Source organism: Aeromonas hydrophila subsp. hydrophila ATCC 7966 (assembly GCF_000014805.1).
In the GTDB taxonomy this organism is placed as follows: Bacteria; Pseudomonadota; Gammaproteobacteria; order Enterobacterales; family Aeromonadaceae; genus Aeromonas; species Aeromonas hydrophila.
Genome location: NC_008570.1, coordinates 2,216,681 through 2,236,260 on the forward strand (window position 1 = coordinate 2,216,681; position 19,580 = coordinate 2,236,260).

The 19,580-nt window shown below is 55.4% G+C and carries 24 protein-coding genes; 9 read left to right on the forward strand and 15 right to left on the reverse strand.

Going from position 1 to position 19,580, the window contains the following annotated elements; translation table 11 throughout:
* Window positions 1-55 precede the first annotated feature (55 nt).
* From lon to ppiD, 3 genes are all read left to right on the forward strand, one after another.
* On the forward strand, window positions 56-2,410 hold the full coding sequence (gene lon, locus AHA_RS10165; protein WP_011705882.1) for an endopeptidase La: 2,355 nt from the start codon (window positions 56-58) through the stop codon (window positions 2,408-2,410).
* Between the two features lie 240 nt (window positions 2,411-2,650).
* Window positions 2,651-2,923, forward strand: coding sequence for a nucleoid-associated protein HU-beta (hupB, locus tag AHA_RS10170; RefSeq protein ID WP_005315375.1), 273 nt, complete (start codon window positions 2,651-2,653; stop codon window positions 2,921-2,923).
* A gap of 151 nt (window positions 2,924-3,074) precedes the next feature.
* Window positions 3,075-4,988: a peptidylprolyl isomerase gene (gene ppiD, locus AHA_RS10175; protein WP_164927617.1), complete on the forward strand. Its 1,914-nt coding sequence runs from the start codon at window positions 3,075-3,077 to the stop codon at window positions 4,986-4,988.
* 225 nt (window positions 4,989-5,213) lie between these two features.
* On the opposite strand, the gene AHA_RS10180 is transcribed toward ppiD, so the two are convergent.
* From AHA_RS10180 to AHA_RS10240, 14 genes are all read right to left on the reverse strand, one after another.
* The gene (locus AHA_RS10180; RefSeq protein WP_011705884.1) at window positions 5,214-6,806 is read right to left on the reverse strand and encodes an ABC-F family ATPase; all 1,593 of its coding nucleotides are present in this window, start codon (window positions 6,804-6,806) and stop codon (window positions 5,214-5,216) included.
* Between the two features lie 185 nt (window positions 6,807-6,991).
* Window positions 6,992-8,122, reverse strand: coding sequence for a site-specific integrase (locus AHA_RS10185; RefSeq protein ID WP_077392302.1), 1,131 nt, complete (start codon window positions 8,120-8,122; stop codon window positions 6,992-6,994).
* 142 nt (window positions 8,123-8,264) lie between these two features.
* On the reverse strand, window positions 8,265-8,675 hold the full coding sequence (locus AHA_RS10190; RefSeq protein ID WP_011705885.1) for a hypothetical protein: 411 nt from the start codon (window positions 8,673-8,675) through the stop codon (window positions 8,265-8,267).
* A 98-nt stretch (window positions 8,676-8,773) separates the two neighbouring features.
* Entirely contained in the window at window positions 8,774-9,040 is a 267-nt protein-coding gene (locus tag AHA_RS21860; protein WP_237701990.1) for a hypothetical protein, read from the reverse strand.
* Window positions 9,013-9,825, reverse strand: a complete 813-nt coding sequence (locus tag AHA_RS10195; protein ID WP_237701992.1) for a RecT family recombinase — start codon at window positions 9,823-9,825, stop codon at window positions 9,013-9,015. The genes AHA_RS21860 and AHA_RS10195 overlap by 28 nt, the downstream gene beginning before the upstream one ends.
* Entirely contained in the window at window positions 9,822-11,333 is a 1,512-nt protein-coding gene (locus AHA_RS10200; protein WP_237701993.1) for a PD-(D/E)XK nuclease-like domain-containing protein, read from the reverse strand. The genes AHA_RS10195 and AHA_RS10200 overlap by 4 nt, the downstream gene beginning before the upstream one ends.
* 157 nt (window positions 11,334-11,490) lie before the next feature.
* A complete protein-coding gene (locus AHA_RS10205; RefSeq protein WP_011705888.1) occupies window positions 11,491-11,682 on the reverse strand; it encodes a PA3496 family putative envelope integrity protein in 192 nt (63 codons plus the stop codon).
* A gap of 287 nt (window positions 11,683-11,969) precedes the next feature.
* Window positions 11,970-12,467 carry a hypothetical protein gene (locus tag AHA_RS10210; RefSeq protein WP_077392303.1) on the reverse strand — a complete coding sequence of 166 codons (498 nt, stop codon included), beginning with the start codon at window positions 12,465-12,467 and terminating at the stop codon, window positions 11,970-11,972.
* Complete coding sequence (locus AHA_RS10215; protein ID WP_011705889.1) at window positions 12,464-12,748, reverse strand: helix-turn-helix domain-containing protein; 285 nt, start codon at window positions 12,746-12,748, stop codon at window positions 12,464-12,466. Before AHA_RS10215 ends, AHA_RS10210 begins: the two co-directional genes overlap by 4 nt.
* A 102-nt stretch (window positions 12,749-12,850) precedes the next feature.
* Complete coding sequence (locus tag AHA_RS10220) at window positions 12,851-13,327, reverse strand: DUF4411 family protein (RefSeq protein WP_077392304.1); 477 nt, start codon at window positions 13,325-13,327, stop codon at window positions 12,851-12,853.
* The gene (locus AHA_RS10225; RefSeq protein WP_011705890.1) at window positions 13,314-14,465 is read right to left on the reverse strand and encodes an ImmA/IrrE family metallo-endopeptidase; all 1,152 of its coding nucleotides are present in this window, start codon (window positions 14,463-14,465) and stop codon (window positions 13,314-13,316) included. Before AHA_RS10225 ends, AHA_RS10220 begins: the two co-directional genes overlap by 14 nt.
* Window positions 14,466-14,845: 380 nt before the next feature.
* The gene (locus AHA_RS10230; RefSeq protein ID WP_077392305.1) at window positions 14,846-15,097 is read right to left on the reverse strand and encodes a hypothetical protein; all 252 of its coding nucleotides are present in this window, start codon (window positions 15,095-15,097) and stop codon (window positions 14,846-14,848) included.
* A gap of 300 nt (window positions 15,098-15,397) precedes the next feature.
* Entirely contained in the window at window positions 15,398-15,577 is a 180-nt protein-coding gene (locus AHA_RS10235) for a hypothetical protein (protein ID WP_011705891.1), read from the reverse strand.
* 227 nt (window positions 15,578-15,804) lie between these two features.
* The gene (locus AHA_RS10240) at window positions 15,805-16,443 is read right to left on the reverse strand and encodes a helix-turn-helix domain-containing protein (protein WP_060389346.1); all 639 of its coding nucleotides are present in this window, start codon (window positions 16,441-16,443) and stop codon (window positions 15,805-15,807) included.
* 94 nt (window positions 16,444-16,537) lie between these two features.
* On the opposite strand from AHA_RS10240, the gene AHA_RS10245 reads away from it, so the two are divergent.
* The 6 genes from AHA_RS10245 (at window position 16,538) to AHA_RS10270 (ending at window position 19,046) form a co-directional block, all read left to right on the forward strand.
* A complete protein-coding gene (locus tag AHA_RS10245; protein ID WP_060389347.1) occupies window positions 16,538-16,756 on the forward strand; it encodes a hypothetical protein in 219 nt (72 codons plus the stop codon).
* Between the two features lie 41 nt (window positions 16,757-16,797).
* Window positions 16,798-17,187, forward strand: coding sequence for a hypothetical protein (locus tag AHA_RS10250; protein WP_011705893.1), 390 nt, complete (start codon window positions 16,798-16,800; stop codon window positions 17,185-17,187).
* A 4-nt stretch (window positions 17,188-17,191) separates the two neighbouring features.
* Window positions 17,192-17,410 carry a hypothetical protein gene (locus AHA_RS10255; RefSeq protein WP_077392306.1) on the forward strand — a complete coding sequence of 73 codons (219 nt, stop codon included), beginning with the start codon at window positions 17,192-17,194 and terminating at the stop codon, window positions 17,408-17,410.
* A 196-nt stretch (window positions 17,411-17,606) separates the two neighbouring features.
* Window positions 17,607-17,852 carry a hypothetical protein gene (locus AHA_RS10260; RefSeq protein WP_077392307.1) on the forward strand — a complete coding sequence of 82 codons (246 nt, stop codon included), beginning with the start codon at window positions 17,607-17,609 and terminating at the stop codon, window positions 17,850-17,852.
* A 23-nt stretch (window positions 17,853-17,875) separates the two neighbouring features.
* Window positions 17,876-18,586, forward strand: a complete 711-nt coding sequence (locus AHA_RS10265; protein ID WP_237702002.1) for a helix-turn-helix domain-containing protein — start codon at window positions 17,876-17,878, stop codon at window positions 18,584-18,586.
* On the forward strand, window positions 18,564-19,046 hold the full coding sequence (locus AHA_RS10270; RefSeq protein ID WP_011705895.1) for a hypothetical protein: 483 nt from the start codon (window positions 18,564-18,566) through the stop codon (window positions 19,044-19,046). Before AHA_RS10265 ends, AHA_RS10270 begins: the two co-directional genes overlap by 23 nt.
* Before the next feature lie 120 nt (window positions 19,047-19,166).
* Here the strand turns inward: AHA_RS10270 and AHA_RS10275 are convergent, their stop codons facing one another.
* Window positions 19,167-19,574, reverse strand: coding sequence for a hypothetical protein (locus AHA_RS10275; protein WP_139348850.1), 408 nt, complete (start codon window positions 19,572-19,574; stop codon window positions 19,167-19,169).
* Window positions 19,575-19,580: the final 6 nt, after the last annotated feature.

Sequence of the window (19,580 nt, forward strand, 5' to 3'; positions counted from 1 at the left end):
CCCATATACTCAGCCAAGCGCTTTGCCAACGGTATAACAAGCCGAGAGGACATATATGAACCTAGAGCGTTCAGAACGCATCGAGATTCCCGTCCTGCCTCTTCGTGACGTGGTGGTTTACCCCCACATGGTCATTCCACTCTTTGTGGGGCGGGAAAAATCCATTCGCTGTCTGGAAGCGGCCATGGAGCAGGACAAGAAAGTTCTGCTGGTGGCCCAGAAGGATGCGTCAACCGATGAGCCGACGGTGGAGGAGATCTTCTCCGTCGGGACAGTGGCCAATATTCTACAGATGCTCAAGCTGCCCGATGGCACCGTCAAGGTGCTGGTGGAAGGGGGCCAGCGTGCCCGTCTTGAGCGGATGATCGACGACCGGGACTTCTTCGTTGGCGAGGCGCAGTACATCGCCTCCAAGGCGATTGAGGAGAAGGACCAGGATGTGCTGGTGCGCTCTGCCATCGGTCAGTTCGAAGGCTATATCAAGCTCAACAAGAAGATCCCGCCCGAGGTGCTCACCTCGATTTCGGCGATCGACGATGCGGCGCGCCTGGCCGATACCATGGCTGCCCACATGCCGCTCAAGCTCGAAGACAAGCAGAAGGTGCTGGAAATCGCCTCCGTGTCCGAGCGCATCGAGTTTCTGATGGCCATGATGGAGTCGGAGATTGACCTGCTGCAGGTCGAGAAACGCATCCGCTCCCGGGTCAAGAAGCAGATGGAGAAGAGCCAGCGCGAGTACTATCTCAACGAACAGATGAAGGCCATCCAGAAAGAGCTGGGTGAGCTGGAAGACAGCCCGGATGAGTTCGAAGCCCTCAATCGCAAGATTGAAGAGGCCGGCATGCCGGAAGATGCTCGTGAGAAGGCGCAGGCCGAGCTCGCCAAGCTGAAGATGATGTCGCCCATGTCGGCCGAGGCCACCGTGGTGCGCAGCTACGTCGACTGGATGGTGCAGGTGCCGTGGAAGGCGCGTTCCAAGGTCAAGAAAGACCTGGGCAAGGCGCAAGAGGTGCTGGATGCCGATCACTATGGCCTGGAGAAGGTCAAGGATCGCATTCTCGAGTATCTGGCGGTGCAGGCGCGCGTCAACAAGCTCAAGGGGCCGATCCTCTGTCTGGTAGGGCCTCCCGGTGTGGGCAAGACCTCGCTCGGTCAGTCCATCGCCAAGGCCACCGGTCGCAAATACGTGCGCATGGCTCTGGGCGGGGTGCGTGACGAGGCGGAGATCCGCGGTCACCGCCGTACCTACATCGGTTCCATGCCCGGCAAGCTCATCCAGAAGATGGCGAAAGTCGGCGTGAAGAACCCGCTGTTCCTGCTCGATGAAATCGACAAGATGAGCTCGGACATGCGTGGCGATCCCGCCTCAGCCCTGCTGGAAGTGCTGGATCCCGAACAGAACAACAGCTTCAACGATCACTACCTGGAAGTGGATTATGACCTGTCGGACGTGATGTTCGTGGCCACCTCCAACTCCATGAACATCCCGGGTCCGCTGCTGGACCGGATGGAAGTGATCCGCCTCTCCGGTTACACCGAAGATGAGAAGCTCAACATCGCCAAGCAGCATCTGGTCTCCAAGCAGATCCAGCGCAACGGCCTGAAAGAGTCCGAGATCACCATCGAGGATTCCGCTCTGGTTGGGGTGATCCGCTACTACACCCGCGAGGCGGGGGTGCGTAGCTTGGAGCGTGAGATCTCCAAGATTTGTCGCAAGGCGGTCAAGCGTATCCTGCTGGACAAGAGCATCAAGCATGTTCAGGTCAATCAGGCCAACCTCAAGGAGTTCCTCGGGGTGCAGCGCTTTGACTACGGCAAGGCCACCGATCAGAACCAGGTGGGTCAGGTGTGTGGTCTGGCGTGGACCGAAGTGGGGGGCGATCTGCTCACCATCGAGACCACCAACATGCCGGGCAAGGGCAAGCTCACCTACACAGGTTCCCTGGGTGACGTGATGCAGGAGTCCATTCAGGCCGCCATGACGGTGGTTCGGGCCCGTGCCGAGAAGCTGCGCATCAATGCCGACTTCTACGAGAAGCGCGATATCCACGTGCACGTACCGGAAGGGGCGACCCCGAAAGACGGTCCGAGCGCCGGTATCGCCATGTGTACCGCCCTGGTCTCCAGCTTGACCGGTAATCCGGTTCGTGCTGATGTGGCCATGACGGGGGAGATCACCCTGCGTGGCGAAGTGCTGCCGATTGGCGGTCTTAAAGAGAAGCTGCTGGCCGCCCATCGCGGTGGCATCAAGCGGGTGCTGATCCCGAAAGAGAACGAGCGTGACCTCGAGGAGATCCCGGACAACGTCAAACAAGACCTTGAAATCTATCCGGTTCGCTGGATTGACGAGGTGCTGGAACTGGCGTTGCAGGACAATCCGCAAGGGTTTGAGCGCGTTTCTGTCGTGTAAATGTTGATGCGCCGCAAATTTGGCGCATTCGGGGGGTGGTTAAGGCTTGCATGCGCCGGATAACGGAAGTAGCCTTGACCACCGATCGGGTACTCATGATGAGTCGCAATGCGTGATGTGGCGCGGGTTTGCGCTAGATTGTCACTTGCAACTGATCAGGAGGCTTGCTATAAAACCTCCACTTGTTGTGGCCAGGGAAATCGGCGCCGCAGCGATGTTCGATAAAAGGGGAATATAAGAGTGAATAAATCTCAACTGATTGACAAGATTGCAGACGGTGCTGATATCTCCAAAGCCGCTGCTGGCCGTGCGCTGGATGCTTTCATTGACGCCGTGGGTGAAGCCCTGAAAGAGGGTGACCAGGTTGCTCTGGTAGGTTTCGGTACTTTCGCCGTGCGCGAGCGTGCTGCCCGTTCTGGCCGTAACCCGCAAACTGGCGCGACCATCGAAATCGCCGCTGGTAAAGTTCCTGCCTTCAAAGCCGGTAAGGCCCTGAAAGACGCTGTCAACTAAGCCGGGCGCTGATATCACATCGGCCACCGTCCTTGGTCACAGACCAGACAAGTGAGAGGGCTCTCCCTCATACTGATTGACCAAGGCGCATCGCAATCGGTGCGCCTTTTCATTATTTACGCCCATCGAGTTCGGGAGCATAAGTACAAACATGATGTTGGATAAACTACGCGAAGGGGCGCAGGGCAAGGTAGCCAAGGTTATCTTGGGCCTGATCATCCTCTCCTTTGCCTTGGCCGGTGTAGGTAGCTACCTCAACGGCCCGGCTCGTACCGCCCCCGCCACCGTCAACGGCAATGACATCAGCTCCGCTGCGCTGGAAAATGCCTATCGCAACGAGCGGGCCCGCATGGAATCCCAAATGGGGGAGTCTTTCAGCCAGTTGGCCGCCAATCCTGACTACATGAAGCAGTTCCGCCGTGGCGTGCTGGACCGTCTGATCGATCAGGCCCTGTTCGACAGCAAGGCCCGTGAACTGGGTCTGCGCGTCAGCGATGAGCAGATCAAGCAGGCCATCGTCGCCATGCCCGAGTTTGCCGAAGATGGCAAGTTCAACAACGATCGCTATCTGCAGCTGATCCGCCGCGCCGGCATGACCCCGGAGATGTTCCGTGACTCCCTGCGCCAGGACATGGTTCGCCAGCAACTGATGGGCGCCCTGCTGGGCACCGAATTTGCACTCAAGGGTGAAGCCGAGCAACTGGACAAGCTCTACAACCAGACTCGCGATCTGCGTCTGGTGCGCCTGGCGGCATCTGCCTACCTGGGGGACGTGAAAGTCTCCGATGAAGAGGTGGAGCAGTACTACAAGGCCAACAGCAGCCACTTCATGAATGACGAGCAGGTCAAGGTCGACTACCTGTTGCTGGACGCCGCCACCCTTGGCAAAGACGTCAAGGTGAGCGAGCAGGATGCCCAGGATTACTACGATCAGCACCAGGATCTGTTCCAGCGTGCCGAGCGTCGTCATGTGGCTCACATCCTGATCCCGTTTGGCAAGGACGAGAAAGCCGCCGAGCAGAAGGCCGAGGCCGTGCTGACCAAAGCCAAGGCCGGTGACGATTTTGCCGCGCTGGCCAAGGCTGACTCTTCCGATACTTTCTCCGCCAAAAAAGGCGGCGAGCTGGATTGGTTCGAGAAAGGGGTGATGGATCCGGCGTTCGAGAAGGCCGCATTTGCACTGGCCAAGGCCGGCGATCTCTCCACAGTGGTGAAGAGCCCGTTCGGTTTCCACGTCATCAAGCTGCTGGGGGTTGAACCGGCTCAGACCAAGCCGTTTGCCGATGTGAAAGCAGAGACCATCAGCCGTCTGCAGGCGGACAAGGCCAAGGAGCTGTTCTTTGCCGAGCAGCAGAAGATGGCCGACAGCAGCTTCGAGAACCCGGATTCGCTGGACTTGACCGCCGACACCATGGGTCTGAAGGTGCAGTCCACCGGTTACTTCAGCCAGGCTGATGCACCGGCACCGCTGAACGATCCCAAGGTACTCTCTGCCGCCTTCTCCGAGCAGCTGCGCGATGACAACACCAACTCCGACGTGATCGAACTGGCAGATGGCAAGGCGCTGGTCATGCACATCACCGGTCACCAGCCGAAAGCGGCCAAACCGCTGGCGGAGGTGAAAGAGCAGGTGATTGCAGCCATCAAGCACGACAAGGCCAGTGAAGTGGCCCGTGGCAAGGCGCAGGGTCTGCTGGACAAGCTCAAGGCTGGCGAGAATATCCAGGCCGAGCTGACCGCGCTGGGTCTGAAGGTGGAGAATCATGATGGGGTAGCCCGCTTCGCTCAGGATCTGGATCAGAACCTGGTGGCGCAGGCCTTCCGCATGCCTCATCCGATCGACGGCAAGCCGAGCGTCGAGCTGGTGACCGAAGCCAATGGCGACCGCGTAGTGGTTGCGCTGGACAAGGTGACAGTCGCCAAGGAGCCGTCTGGCATGGCCAAGCTGCTGCAAGGCCAGCTGGGTCAGGGCAAGGCTCAGGTGAGCTACAAGTCTCTCATCGACGAGCTGCGCAAGTCTGCCAAGATCGAGTACTTCACCGATGTGGAAGCCACGGTCGAATAAGTCGAACCGACTCCAATCCATGTGAAAACGGCCCCTTGATGGGGCCGTTTCTTTATCTGCGAGGCGCCGTTCAGTTTCCTTTCTGGCGGGATGACAACCGGCCCTGGCAGGGGGAAGGGCATATGGCACACGGGATGATCCGTATCGTCCGGCAGATATCGCAGGCATAAAAAAACCGGCACTGAGGTGCCGGTTTTCATTGACGGGATGTGCGGGTAGGAGGGGTTACACCACGCCTTGGGTGCGCAGGTAATCCTCGTAGGTGCCGCCGAAGTCGCGGATGCCATCTTCAGTCAGCTCCAGGATGCGGGTCGCCAGGGAGGAGACGAACTCACGGTCGTGGGAGACGAAGATCAGGGTGCCCTTGTACATCTCCAGCGCCAGGTTCAAGGATTCGATGGATTCCATGTCCAGGTGGTTGGTCGGCTCATCCATGATCAGGATGTTGGGGCGCTGCATCATCAGCTTGCCAAACAGCATGCGGCCCTGCTCACCACCGGACAGCACCTTGACCGGCTTCTTGATGTCGTCCTGGGAGAAGAGCAGACGGCCCAGTACGGAGCGTACCGCCTGCTCGTCTTCGTTCTCCTGTTTCCACTGGGCCATCCAGTCGAACACGTTGAGATCGGTGTCGAAGTCCTCGGCGTGATCCTGGGCGTAGTAACCGATCTGGGCGTTTTCGGACCACTTGATGGTGCCGGTGTCCGGTGCCAGCGCGCCCACCAGGGTTTTGATCAGGGTGGATTTACCGATACCGTTGGTACCCAGAATGGCGACCTTCTCGCCCACTTCCAGCATCATGTTGAGGCCCTTGAACAGCGGAGCCTCGCCATAGCCTTTGGATACGCCTTCGATCTCCAGGATGTTGCGGTAGAGCTTCTTCTCCTGCTCGAAGCGGATGAAGGGGTTCTGCCGGCTGGAGACCTTCACTTCCTCAATCTTGATCTTGTCGATCTGCTTGAGGCGGGAGGTGGCCTGGCTGGACTTGGAGGCGTTGGCGCTGAAACGCGAGACGAAGGATTGCAGATCGGCGATCTGGGCCTTCTTCTTGGCGTTGTCGGCCAGCAGGCGCTCACGGGCCTGGGTGGCGGCCGTCATGTACTCGTCGTAGTTGCCCGGGTAGACGCGCAGCTCGCCGTAGTCCAGATCCGCCATGTGGGTGCAGACGGAGTTCAGGAAGTGACGGTCGTGAGAGATGATGATCATGGTGCTCTCGCGATCGTTGAGCACCTGTTCCAGCCAGCGAATGGTGTTGATGTCCAGGTTGTTGGTCGGTTCGTCCAGCAACAGGATGTCGGGGTTGGAGAACAGCGCCTGTGCCAGCAGCACCCGCAGTTTCCAGCCCGGTGCCACTTCGCTCATCGGGCCGTTGTGCTGTTCGATGGGAATGCCAGCACCCAGCAGCAGCTCGCCTGCGCGGGATTCGGCAGTATAGCCGTCATACTCGGCGACCAGGCCTTCCAGCTCGGCGGCCTTCATGTAGTCATCGTCGGTCGCTTCCAGGTTGGCGTAGATGGCATCGCGCTCGGCGATGGCGGCCCACAGCTCGGTGTGACCCATCATGACCACGTCCAGTACGCGCATCTCTTCGTAGGCGAACTGATCCTGACGCAGCTTACCGATGCGTTCGTTGACGTCTAGGCTCACATTACCGCCAGTGGGCTCCAGATCGCCGCCGAGGATCTTCATAAAGGTGGACTTGCCACAGCCGTTGGCACCGATAAGGCCGTAGCGGTTGCCGCCGCCAAACTTGACGCTGATGTTCTCAAACAGCGGCTTGGCGCCGAACTGCATGGTGATGTTGTTACTCGAAAGCATAATATTAAAAAATATTCCTTGATTATCAATGCATTACTGCATTGGTTGAAAACTCTGGGGCGCTATTGGGGCAAATGCCCATTCTTTTGCATCGAATTCCAGATCGAATCAACCTCACTTCGGCTGGCTGACTCAATCCACTTTCCATAGACCTCTTGCAACATTTTTGCAGAGTTGTGACCCATTTATTCTGCTATGAACGCAAGGTTTCCGTGAGCGGTGATGTTCCAACTGGCATAAGTATGCCTGAGCTGATAGACCCTGCGATAACGAACCCCAGACTTCTTGATTGCTGCTCGCCATGGCTCAACCAGGAAAACACCAGAGTAAAAAGGTGGCCTGTCCGGCACAACTCTGGTTGGCCGGAAGACTGGGCGTAATGTTTGGCGCACGATCATGCCACCTGGTAAGTGCATGTCAATCTCTGCGTCCAAAAGTGCCCCAGTTATCTTGTATTGGTCCTCAAGTGCACTCAGGGCTGGCGGCATGAGATGAACAGTTCTTGTTCGATTCGTCTTTGGAAGTTTGAATTGCATTTTTTGCTGAGTGAGGTTCCTACGTACATGCAGGATCCGATTCTCAAAATCGATGTCATTCCAGCTGAGTGCCCTCAGCTCACCAGGTCGGATCCCGGTGTAGGCGAGCACCAGCAATATGTTCTTAAACTGCCGATTCGTAGTGACCTCAATCAGCTTCTGAAATTCCCAATGTTCGAAAGGATCTGCGCTCTTCTCTGTGTTCAACCTGGCGGCGGCGACACGAACATCGAACTTTCTTTCAAGCGGCTCGTTTCGGGCAGCCCAATTCAGCAGGTTTCCAACATGGCCCAGGTAGGTTCTTACCGTTGTTGGACGACAGTCAGTGAGCAAATGGTTACGCAACCTCTCGACGTGCATAGACAGCAAATCAGCTATTGGCATATCTTCGCCGAGAAACAACGTCATTCTTTGAAAGGCGCTGCGATACGAGCGTTTTGTCGAAATGCCGACCGTGCTTCCCGCACTCTCAATGAAGGCGCTTGAAGCCTCTTCAAGCGTCATTCTGGTTGTCGCCCTCATCCCAAGGCGGGACAGTACCTTGGAGTTGGGGAAGTGCTTTGCATAGTCAAAGCTGCCAAGGGCAATTTCGTGTTTGATCGCAGCAAGTTTATTCGCTGCGAATTTGACGTTTGCTTTAGTGAAAGGGATATCCAATACCTCCCGACAGCGGTGTCCCTTATAGCTGAAGCAAAGCCTCATTTTGTTGCCATGCACTTCTATTCCGGTCAGCCCCGCAACCAGCGCGGCGATGCTGTCTATTGCGTTGACTCGACCCATTTGTCGTACTCCTCGATACTGTAGCGAACCTGTCCATCAGGGCCATACATCCAGATGACTCCCTCCTGCCATTCTCCCTTCAGGCGTCTCCCTTCGGCAGCCTTCTCGGTCATACCAGTCAGAGCTTCAAAAAGGCGTGGCCTTACCCATTTTGCGCATGGGTAGATGTAATTTCGTTGCATATGGTCCTCGCGGTGATAAGAGACTCGAGCCGGTGACGCCCGAGCTGGTTGTAGTAAAAGGTTTGAACTTGTTTGTGGGAGTGAGCCGCTTGGTCAAGGCGGTATTCCCCAAACGCCGGGCGTTTGAGTTGGTGCTGGTTGGCCAGCCGGCCTATGGCCTGGGCACTAACCCCCAGCTCCTTGCCCAGCTCGGTGGCGCTCCAGAGCTGGCCGGCAACCCGGGGCGCTTCGATGGGCAGATCGAAATGTGCCAGGATGCGGCCGATCTCGGCGAGCTTGGCCGAACGGGAAAGGGTGGGGGAGCGCACGATACTGACCAGGTCGTTGAGAAGCTGGCTGTCCTGGTGGATGGTCAGTTGAAGTTGTTGCATGGTGTGGCCCTCCTGCTCCAGAGGATGGGGCGTCGGTTGAGTTGAAAGAAGGGCCGTGATTTCGGCCCCCAGCTCAGGGGTCGGGTAAAAACGGTCGTCTAGGCCGCCTTTTTGGTCTTAAGGCCAAGGCGATCAATATTCTTCTGGTAAATGCTGGATGCAACCTGCTTCTGTTCATCAGTCAAACGGGGCCCCAGTTTGGTGACCTCGGTCACCAGTACTTTCATTTCTGAGCCGGATTGAGCGAGATCCATCTTGAACAGGATCTCGGCAAGCAGGTCTTCTGCCTCGAGGTCCTTCTGCTCGGTCGGTTCATCCACATACTGAGTGGATTCAACTACTGGCTCACCTTCCTCGGTGACCACTTGAGCCTCGCCTTCGATAACGTGGGCATTTTGTTGCTGGGCGCGCCTCTCCGCGGCCTTCTGCGCGAGCTCTGCTTTGACGTCAGGGCCACCTTGCGAGCTGTCACTTGGAGGCGTGATATCGATCTCTTCCAACTCATCGACTGAGTAGACCCCAGGATCACGTCCGGGGTGTAGAGCCTTGCCCAGCGCTTTACGCCCAGATAGGCAAGCTGTTGCTTGGGGTCATCAGCCCAAAGGGTGGAGTTTCGAGTGCGTGCTTGTTGCAGCAGCAACGTCACCGCACGAACACAACCACTGGAAAGGGTTGCGGTTACCCTTACACCACAGTCTTTTTCATCCGAGAATGACCAGTTGGGGATGCGATACTCGATGCTCTCGCCATCTTTCTCTTTGCGGTTCACTTTGAATTTGCCGATCACCTGTTCCCATGGTCCAAAGAACTCGTAGTCAAAGCGGCCCTTTATGGCGCCAGAGTTGACCACGACGGCATTGACCAGTTGCGCTTCATACCCAAGCACACCTTTGACCAAGTGGGTCTTCTGGGCCACTGGGAAGGGATTCATTCCCCATTGGATTGCCTGCAGACAGATCGCGAAGCAGTCGGGCTGGTTGCCCCGTAGGTGTGAGGGGACCGTTGCCATACCGCTGGCCATCATGGTCGCCATCTTGTCGATGCTTGCCATGAAGTCGGCATTCATCATCAGGTTGAGCATGTTTGCTTGACCACGCTCATTGGCAAGCACTGGGCTGGTTTCTTGGGTTGCCACTTGATTGTTCATCATGCTGCCTCGCTATCAAACAGGTTGTCAGGAAGGGCATCAAGCGGTCGCTCAACGTCAGTGGCTTGAGTGAGCGTGATGCTGCTCTCGTCTTCATTGAGGGTGTTGCGCTCCGCATTGGCCTGGAACGAGGGGACAATGATCTCCCCCATGCCATCGTGGCCAGGCCAGTAGTTGTCTTTGCTCCAGCGGACCACATTGCGTACAGCCATATTGCGCAACTCCAGCGCACGGCGTTGATCATCCTGGCCGTAGTAGTAGACGCCGACCAGAATTGGCTTGAACACGTCGCGTCCCAGGGGCCCATCTTTCTCCACCGCGATGAAAACGAAGCTGGGCTTGTGGCCTGTCAGCGTTTCATAGCCATCGGAGTAGTGGGCATCCTGAATGTGGTAGTTGTGGGCACTGCCGTCCCGGGAGAAACCGCTGGGGCTGGCGTTGCGTACGAACTTCAGGTCGGCCAATACATGATCGGGACGTGTCCAGTCAGGCCGGCACTTAAGGAGCGCTCCTGTCTCGGGGTGATGCCAATAGAAACTGGATTCAGCAACCCCTTCATCAAGCAGCACGGCAGCTTCGGGATGGCTGAAAACTGCTTCTCGGTAGCGCAGTGCGTGCTGATACTCGTTGGGCGTCAATACCTCGCGCCCGCCGGCATCTTGAATGAATTGCTCTTTGAGCTCCTCGAGGAAAACGGCATCAGGTTTGAAAGCCCGGATCCGCTCGGCCATTTCAGCCTTGGTACCATTCAGCGGGAGTGGGTTGGGCAAGGAGTTGATGTGAGCGGCCCGCTCAGCTTGTTGGATGCCCAGCAATGCGTAGTTCTCGAGCACCACTTGATAGCTACCAGATGCTTTAATGGGCTTGGGCAGGCTGTCGTTGTAGGCCTTAATGTAGACTTTCAGCGCGCTGCCGGTTCGTTTGTCATCCTTACCCAGGGTTTGGAATGCCGCGGGCAGCAGTTCATAGGCAGCCTCGTGTTCACCCACACTTTTGCCAGCGTCAACAGGCTTTGGCAGCTTAGCGTTGCGAGTCTCGATTGCTTGGATGAGTTCCTCGACTGCTGGTTTTTCCTCGAGTTTTTCGTTGTAGGCCTGGATGATGGTCTTCATCTGCTCGGCACCATTGATGGCATCTTCTGGCCACTCGGGCTCAACAACGAACTCACGGTTGAAGTCTTCAAACTCCAGCACGACTTTGTGCAGGATCCGACCTTCTCGCAGTGCTGCAGTTGGCTTCTGGTCGTTACCTTCTACTTGGTAATAGTGGTAGTGCTGGCCAGACACCAAAGCCCAATCCAAGCCGCTTTTGGATAATCCTGGTCCTCCGTGGTAGGCATCACCGGGGATCCCTTGGTAAATGCCAGGGCCAGCAGGTTCAAACTTGCTGAGAACAGCTTCAGCAATTTCGGTTTTCTGGATAGTGTTTTCCATAGTTGGTCCTCGTTTGTTAAACAGCGCATCCATCGCTGCCAACGCCTTGTCCATCGCGATCGCCTTGGCTTTATCCATACGAGCCCTGGATTCGGTGATGATGCGAAATTGACGCTGGTTGATGATGTTCAGCGGAATTGGGGGCCCACCAGTACGGGCTCAGGGATGTCACATGAGCTTTCTTCACACTCAGGCCCCCGTTCGGAGTGGCGATGTTGGATCCCGGTGGTCATGGCTAGAGCTCCATTTCAAGCCGCAGGGCGCGCTGTTCGTGATACTCCTCAATGGCGCGGCGTGCTGCTGTACGTTGACGGGCAATCCGGCTCTCTACGGCGCTGGGTTCGACTGTCATGCCGTAGCGATGCTGGGTTTGGGGCGGCATAGCGCCGCGAAAGCCCATGACCTGGGCTTCAGTCAGTTGCTTCATGGTCTTGGTCCTGATGGTCTTCAGCAGCCAGAAACGTTAATTTGGTATGATTTGACGCATCATCTGCTGGAGGAGTTATGGCGTGGTTTAAGGTGGTTACGGACAGCACTAGCAGTACTGAGTACAAGCAGATTGCACATTGGGACAGTGTGTTGATTGGTCAGGGCACAGTTGGGCATAAGGTGTTCTCGGTTCTCAGCGATGACCATAAGCAAGTGACTTACTTTCTATCTGATGAGTTTGAACCGATAGCATTGTCGCTTAAGGCAGTGCCTTGCGAGATGCCGTCAAAAGCCAGCGAATATTCGCTCAAGCTCATCATCGGGGATCCCTCGGTCTTCCATCCGAGCGAGTAACCCTCTGACAGCATTGAATCGAGGGGTGAAGTAGTTTCTGACGAAGCCAAATTCGGCAGTTCCATCACCATCGATGAAGCCATTGCTGTAGATGTTGATGACCCTCCCGTCACGGCTCCTTACCTGAAATACCAGGAGCGGTGGGTTTTCTTCGGATTGGGCTTTCTGTTCAACCACGCAGGCGTCCATGAAGAGGCTATCACCGTGAAAGGTGATTTCTGTCCCTCCAGAGCTTCTTAGAAATTCTGCTGTTTCGTGACCAATGAGGCCATCGTCCAGGGCTTGAGCAATCTCGCGAAGTGCCTGTGCAACTTCGGGAACGAATTTGCGATCTCCAATCACATCGTTCTGCATATGGATGGACACCACTCTACGCTGGACCCCGATGTTCTCGATAATAAGAGGGTTACTGTGGCCAAGAGTCTTCATTCTGAAATCTCCAACTTTGCAGGCTCTTTTCCTTGGCCGGTCGTCAGCCAGGCGAAGTGGGCTGAGAGCTCGGGGTGTTGTGCAATCAACAGCAAGGTGCCGCCGCTGATTTCCCGGTAGTTCAGCTCGTAGTTCTTGAGCGTGGTGGGTGGGATGCCCAAGATCTCGGCGAACTTTGGGCGGCTCAAGCCGAGGTGCTCACGCAACTGGCGCAGGCGCTTGCGGCAAGCATCATTGAGAGGGGGGATGGTCAGGTTGCTTTGGTCGGTACGCTTTTTCATGGTCTGGGTCCTGTGGTGGTTAAAACAAAAACCCCGGCACGAGGGCCGGGGTTGCTAGGAGAATCTGGAATGGTCAGATTGCGAAATGTGGATGTATAGCTATCAACCGAAGACTGCTCCAGATTTCTTTAAGTAATTAAGGAAACTGGTACATGTAACGTTCACGTCACTCATTCTACAAACGGCGGGGATTTTCCAATTAGCTTTCAGTTTGTTAGGTGTGAGCTGTAAACTTTCATCAGTTACAAGTTCACAGATATGAACCTTAGCAGTGGCAATTATGAGAAGGTCATTCTCATCCACACCACTACCATATTTTTCGTGAATACCTAACAACTGCTTTATATGTAATGCTTGAAGCAGAATTTGTTCATTGACAGGGATTTTATGAAGACCGGCGTTGGTCATCCAAGCTTCACATTCAGGGTATTTATGTCCAACTTCTTCGATAGCTACCTGAGACATAATGATCAGGCGTTTCTGGACTCGCTCAGCCATCCATTCCCACAATGCAGGAAATTGGTCTATTGGATAATTGTCCCATGCATAGATTATGGATGATGCATCAAATACCTGCATAATATTGCTCCAACTTATGCAGGTCTGCGATCTTTAAGTTATCCAAGTAGTTGCTGGCTTTAGCCAAGGTTATGCGGCGTGAGTTCAGAGCATCAAGTACGGTACGAACATAACCATCCCCGAATATATGGATCGGTTCGCGATTACGATAGCCGCGGCTACCACCATCTTTTTCTGGCCATACTTGTGTGCTATTCCAGTGACGATACGCGGCATAATCTTCAGCCTGAAGACGTCCCGAATCTAATAAGCGTCTCAGAATCATTTCTCCGCTTACTCCCCAAGCATCACGCTGAGGTTTTAGCCAGTCATCATAGCCAGTCACATCATCGGGGCGTTGGTTGTCAGAGATGCTTGATAGAAACTCATCAGGTACAAGAAGATGCCCGGCAAAGGCATTTGCCTCACGCTCTTCTCCTCCCGATGCATGCAGGTCACTATCATCGTCAATTGAACTGGCACGATGCAGGAGTATATGGCCGAGTTCATGCATTAGCGTGAAGCTTTGACGAGAGTCGTGGTCCTGTTTTTTGACAACGATAACGGGGCACTCCGAATCGTAGAGTGAGAATCCAAGAATCGGGCTCTGCTTTGCTATCTGCCATTGCCCGTTGTAACCATTGCTACGAAAGACCAATATTCCGATTGCTTCTATGGCCTTACGGTAACTGTCAAAATTGTTGCGAGCCGCAAGGTTAAGCCATTGCCTGATAACCTTGGCTGCTTTTGGAATGTTCAGTCCTGACAGGTCTGGCGGGGTAAACTTGGTTACCTCTTCTTGAGCAAGGTCTTCCTGCAAGGCTAGAAATGTTGCCCGCTGTTGCTCTACTCGTTCGATCAACAGCTTGACCTGGTTTGAAAGTTCAGGTTTTTGGTTAGTGAGAGTTCTGAATTGTGGCGAATGTACCTGTTCTTCGTTGACATCCCCGGGTTCAACAAAAAACAGAACTCCACGGCCAAAGAATGCAGCCAGATTGCGCAACTGGTTAAAAGTCATGCCCGCTGTTCCGCCGGCCATTATTTTGGCGAAGGAGGCCGGAGCTATACCTAGTTCATGGGCGAGCGCATCTTCTGTCATACCACGATCGGCACAACACCATTTAACTCGAGCTAGGTTAATTGACTGAATACGTTCCATGACCAGATTAGTGTGACCTATATGAAAACAACAGAAACTAGTTTAGTAGATGAAGTCTATCCTGCGGGGTGGGAGGATGCTATCCCCCCTAAAAAATCAGTTGATCTGAAGATGCGTTCCAGCCTGCAACCTCCTGCTACAAGGGGCTCCAGGCTGGCCACTGTTGCCAGTGGCCACCGTTCACGTTCACGCACCGCCTTCCGGATTGAACGGGGTATCGGCGCATCCCTACCGGCATCGGGATTCGTGGTTGTGAGCCGGTTCTAGGTTGTTAAAGAGCGTGCCCAGCCGAATTTGGCGTGAGCGAAGCCAAAGCATCCTTGCGGTGCTTGAGAAAGATGCTTTGGCTACGGCGCTATCAGGGAAGCGCCAGACCCGGGTCAGACGGCGTCGCGGTGGTTCTGTGCCGTCAGGTTCAACATCAGGCGGTAGCCTTGTGGGATGCGGCCAAGGCGCAGATTGGCAATGGCTCGCTTTTCTGCAAGTTTCTGGCGGCGGATGTCGTCTGCAATCTCGATGACTCGACGGTGGAGGCGTGCTCTGCGAGCTTTGTTGTCGCTTATGTGGTCGGCGATGGTGGCGATAATCTGATCCGCACTTTGGGCGGCCCTGGAAAAAATGTGCTTGGTCATGGTACATTTGCTCCTGTTGACGAGTTGGTCCTCGTTAGCTCCCTTCCTAGCTTTTTGGCTGGATGGGTCCTGTCGCTGGGGTTGGTCCCCTGGTGACATCTGATTGGGGTGGTACCCCAGTCCTTCGAAGCCCGCCTTGTGCGGGCTTTGTCGTTCTTACGCGCTGGTCAGGCGCTTTTCCTTCTGCCCTGGTTAGGGGCCGGGTCCTGTTGCTGGTGGTCGTTGATTCGTCTCAACCGGTTGAACACTGAGCCAATGCTCATGCGGTTGAGTGCTCCCGCGCTCGACGGGAGCAACTCGTTACGCTGCCGCCTGCAGGCTTGCTGCACGTGCCCGGTGTTCCTTACCCGCCTCGGTCTTGACGGTGTAGAACAGGCCACCTCCACGGCGTTTGCCGAGGTCGGTGATGTCGGTGATCACGGCCGGCACGGAGACGCGGGTACGGGGGTTGGTGTACTGCACTTGGTCATTCACTTTCATGAGTTGGTCCTCTGGGTGGTGATTTTGGTCTTGGTTCGTTTTATCTCACGCCTAACTTAGTAGTTAGGCAAAACTTACCAAAATCATGATGGGAAGGAATAACTAACAATGCAATAGGGTGGTGAGAAATATTTAACTTCGTGAGCGGGTGTCGCACAGATTGTTGAAGGGTAGATAAGAAAAAACCCGCCAACTGGCGGGTTTATGCATGAGTAGTGGGGGTGGGACTATGCCCGCCTGAGTTCAACCATTTTGCCGAGCACGGTTGCCTCGCTGGCCTTCAGGAAGCCGAAGTGCGGATCGTCCACTACGAGGTTCATGCCATCCAATGCGCTCTTGGCTCTAAGCAATAAGGCCTTGTCTCCGTGTAGAACCAGGGCAATATCCTCCGGCGCCAACTTGCGCTGTTCTGTGGCCATATCTATTACGATGAAGTCACCCTTGCGAATGCCACTTCCAGCCAAATCGTCGTTGCCAGCCACCACTGCGCATAGGTGGCCACCATCTTCCACGACCAGGTGGCGCCCGGTGTCGATGAGCGGAAGAGCATCGCTAGGTTGCCCGGCAATATCCTCCAACTCCCAGATCGGCACCCTCGATATTTCAGCGCTGGAAGCGAACTCTGAACTGCTCTTTCCCACATAGAGTTGTATAGGGTCGCAGCCCACCACCCTGGCTATGCTCAGCACGCTGCTTATTCTGGGGTCAGTGGTGGTGCCGTTGAGAATGGCGCTTAGTGTTGGCTTTGAGAGGCCAGTTTTTCTAGCCAAGTCGGCTGGCTTGAGCCCACTTTCATCCATCAACTGCCGGAGTCTTTCGTTAAAGGAAGACATCAATCCCACCACCTCGTTAGATTCAACAAACATATCCCATTATGCCTCCCTACTAGTTAGATTTGTTTTTGTCGAATAGTTAGTTTGTTCTTACTAATATTGCTTGGCATACACAGGGGGACCAACCATGCGAATCGAAGAACCGATCAAGTTTTTTGGCAGTGCGGCGAAGGCTGCAAGCGCCATTGGGTACAACAGGGTCTGCTTTAACGACTGGAAGAAAAAGAATGGAGGAATCGTCTCCCCGAAAGCTGCTGCCCGGTTTGTCAAGGCAAGCGATGGGGCACTGGATTTCGGCTTCAACGACTACTCCACCTCCGAAGAAGACCAACAGCAGGCCGCCTAACCACCGGCCCGCTTTCCCACCCAACACAGAGGACCAACTCCATGGGAAGAATATCGCTCCCCGATCATGAAAAACTCGACACGCTGTCACCGCTGAAGGTGCGTGGCACCCCGGGCCAGCGCCAGGTGTGGCAGGAAGTGGGCGCAGAACTGCGCATGACCGAAACCGCATTTGCCCGCACCTCGTTGCTTATCCTGCTCAAGGCCATATCCCAACATGAACCGCAAATCCTGGCTAGGGCCGTGAAACGGGCCAATCGGAGCTTGCTCGACCAGGGATATCCGCCAGTGACCGTCGAGGAGATCCTTGACGGCTCCGGCCTTCCCGAGCGCGGCCTGCTCCAGTTCAGCCCGGAAGATGAGGCCGCCTACAACGAGGAGCGCCCGCTGCGTCCCCTGCAAAAACTCATCAACTTTGTCCTCGGGAGGTAACCACATGACCACGCAACTTCGCCCGCCGCGCCCGGCATCCCAGCATGTCAGCGATCGGGACAACATCATCCTGAAATCGGTCATGCATGAGCTGGCCTTGGCCCTCGATGAGCCGCTGATTTCGACTGCCCACGCCGCCGGCACCGACCGCCAAGCAGTCCGCCTGGCTCGGGAGCTTGAGGCACGCACCCATGAACGCGCCGAGAAGCAGCCTAGCGCCTAATTTATCCGGGCCCGCTTAACCACCGGGCTTTTAACCAGGACCCATCCAATGACCAATTCAACCATGGCCCATGGGGGCCACCCATTGCCTCATGATCTCGACCACTGCCCGCGATGTGGCAGTGAACTGCGATCCGGTACCGATGACCACGCATTTGAGTGCCCGGCCTGCGCCTACACCGAGCAGGAGGTGGGCCATGCATCCTAAAGAGTTTATCGATCGCCATGTGCGCCAGCTCCTGCTTGCCGACGGATATTCTGACGAAGCTACATACCTGGCCTGCAAAGAGGCAGTGAGCCACTACGAGAAAACATCGGGTTTCCGGAAGGGGGCCGTGTTCTCGGAGTGTCTGCGGGTCGCCAAGCGCATGGCCAAGCTGGTCCAGAAGAAACAGCGCCAGCAGGCGAGAGAAGCTAAGAAGAAAGGGAAGGTGGCGGCATGAGCATGCTACTGATGGCCAAGGCCATGAGCATCAAGGTGGGCAATCCACTTCGAAAGTTGGTGCTGATCAAGCTGGCGGACAACGCTAGCGATACTGGAGAATGCTGGCCGTCGTACCAGCACATTGCAGATCAGTGTGAGATCTCCCGGCGCTCAGTGATTAATCATATCGATGCGCTATGTGACTCGGGGCTCCTGACAAAGGAGTCTCGGGTAGGGCCTCAAGGGAAGAGATCTAACGTCTATGTGCTGACATTGGATGGTGCAGGAGCTGCACATCCAGAGGTGCAGGAGATTCACCAGGGTAGTGCAGGAGCAGCACATAGAATCAGTCACTCTTTAGATCCAGTCATTGAACCAAAGATCCCCCCTGTATCCCCCCAGGGGGACAAACGCCCAGACAGTGGGCCGCCACGACGAGGTACCCGTTTGCCGAATGACTGGATACTCCCAGGAGAGTGGGGGAGGTGGGCTGTCCAGGAGACCGGACTCCCCAGGGAGCGGATCCTGCTGGAGGCGGCCACGTTCGCGGATTACTGGCAGGCGCTGCCCGGCGCCAAGGCCGTCAAGCTGGACTGGGAGAAGACCTGGCGTAATTGGATTCGCCGAGCTGCCAGCTCGTTCCGGACCACTGCGCAGCGCAGGCCACTGGAAAACCTACAGGCTGCCCAGCAGGCCGCTAAGGCACTCAGGGAGTCGGGGAGGGGGGATTATGACGACAGCACTCCGCTCTGACGAGGCGACGGCCCTGAGCGCATCAGTGGATGCGCTGCAGGTCAGCGCCCGCATGTCGGTGTTCCTGGCCGAGGAGCTGCTGCCGCTGATGGCCGGACTTTGGCCTGCCAGTGCCAACCAGCTGGACAGCAATGCTCGTGGCGTGGCGTTGGCCTGGGGGAGCATGCTCAGGGGCTTCAATGCGCATCAGATCCGCGAGGCAGTGCTGCAGCTTGGGGAAGATGCCGAGCGGCAGTTTGCGCCGCGGCCAGCGGAGGTGCGGGCCGTGATTGTGGAAGCTACCCCTGTTGCCACGGTTGCCCAGAGTGGCCCTTGCATATCGCTCAGGGCATGTGAGGTGATTGCCGAAGTGCGGGTGTTTCAGAGGGAACGTACAGTGCCTGCCGATGCTTTGATCGAAGAACTGCAGCTGGTTCTGGCAGAGAAGGTGCGCCAGGGTGCAACTGTGACGGGGAAGTAGCATGAGGGAGTAAGCCCGGAATAGCCAGGAAGGGGAAGTGGAAAGCGTAATACGTTTTTAGGAGGGGAGGTTACTCCCCTACAATCAGTGACAACAAGAACTGGATATCGTTTATTTTGCTCAATTATTTTTATGAAGCTTTTTTTTATCAAAGTCTAATCTTTGTTTATTAATCTCATAATTTTTCTTTTGAAAGTATACATTGGTAAATGCTGAAACTATTGATAATGCTAGTGCTATAGCTGAAAGTGATATGGAAAGACGCCATCTCCTGGAGTCACTTCGTTTATCAATCTTTTTCTCATAGGCCTCATTAGCCTTGTACCAGGCATCATAAAGCTCATTTTTACACACATCTCTCTCACCTGATATAATCATAGGCATATTGGTGAATTTGCTGTACGCTCTCTTTAAATTAATTAACGCGGGTTCCTGAGAGGGAAGTGATTTCTCCAATCGTTCAATTCGGCGAGCCCATTCTTTTGGATGCTCAGATAAATCAACATATATTTTTACATCAGTACTCATAATTCA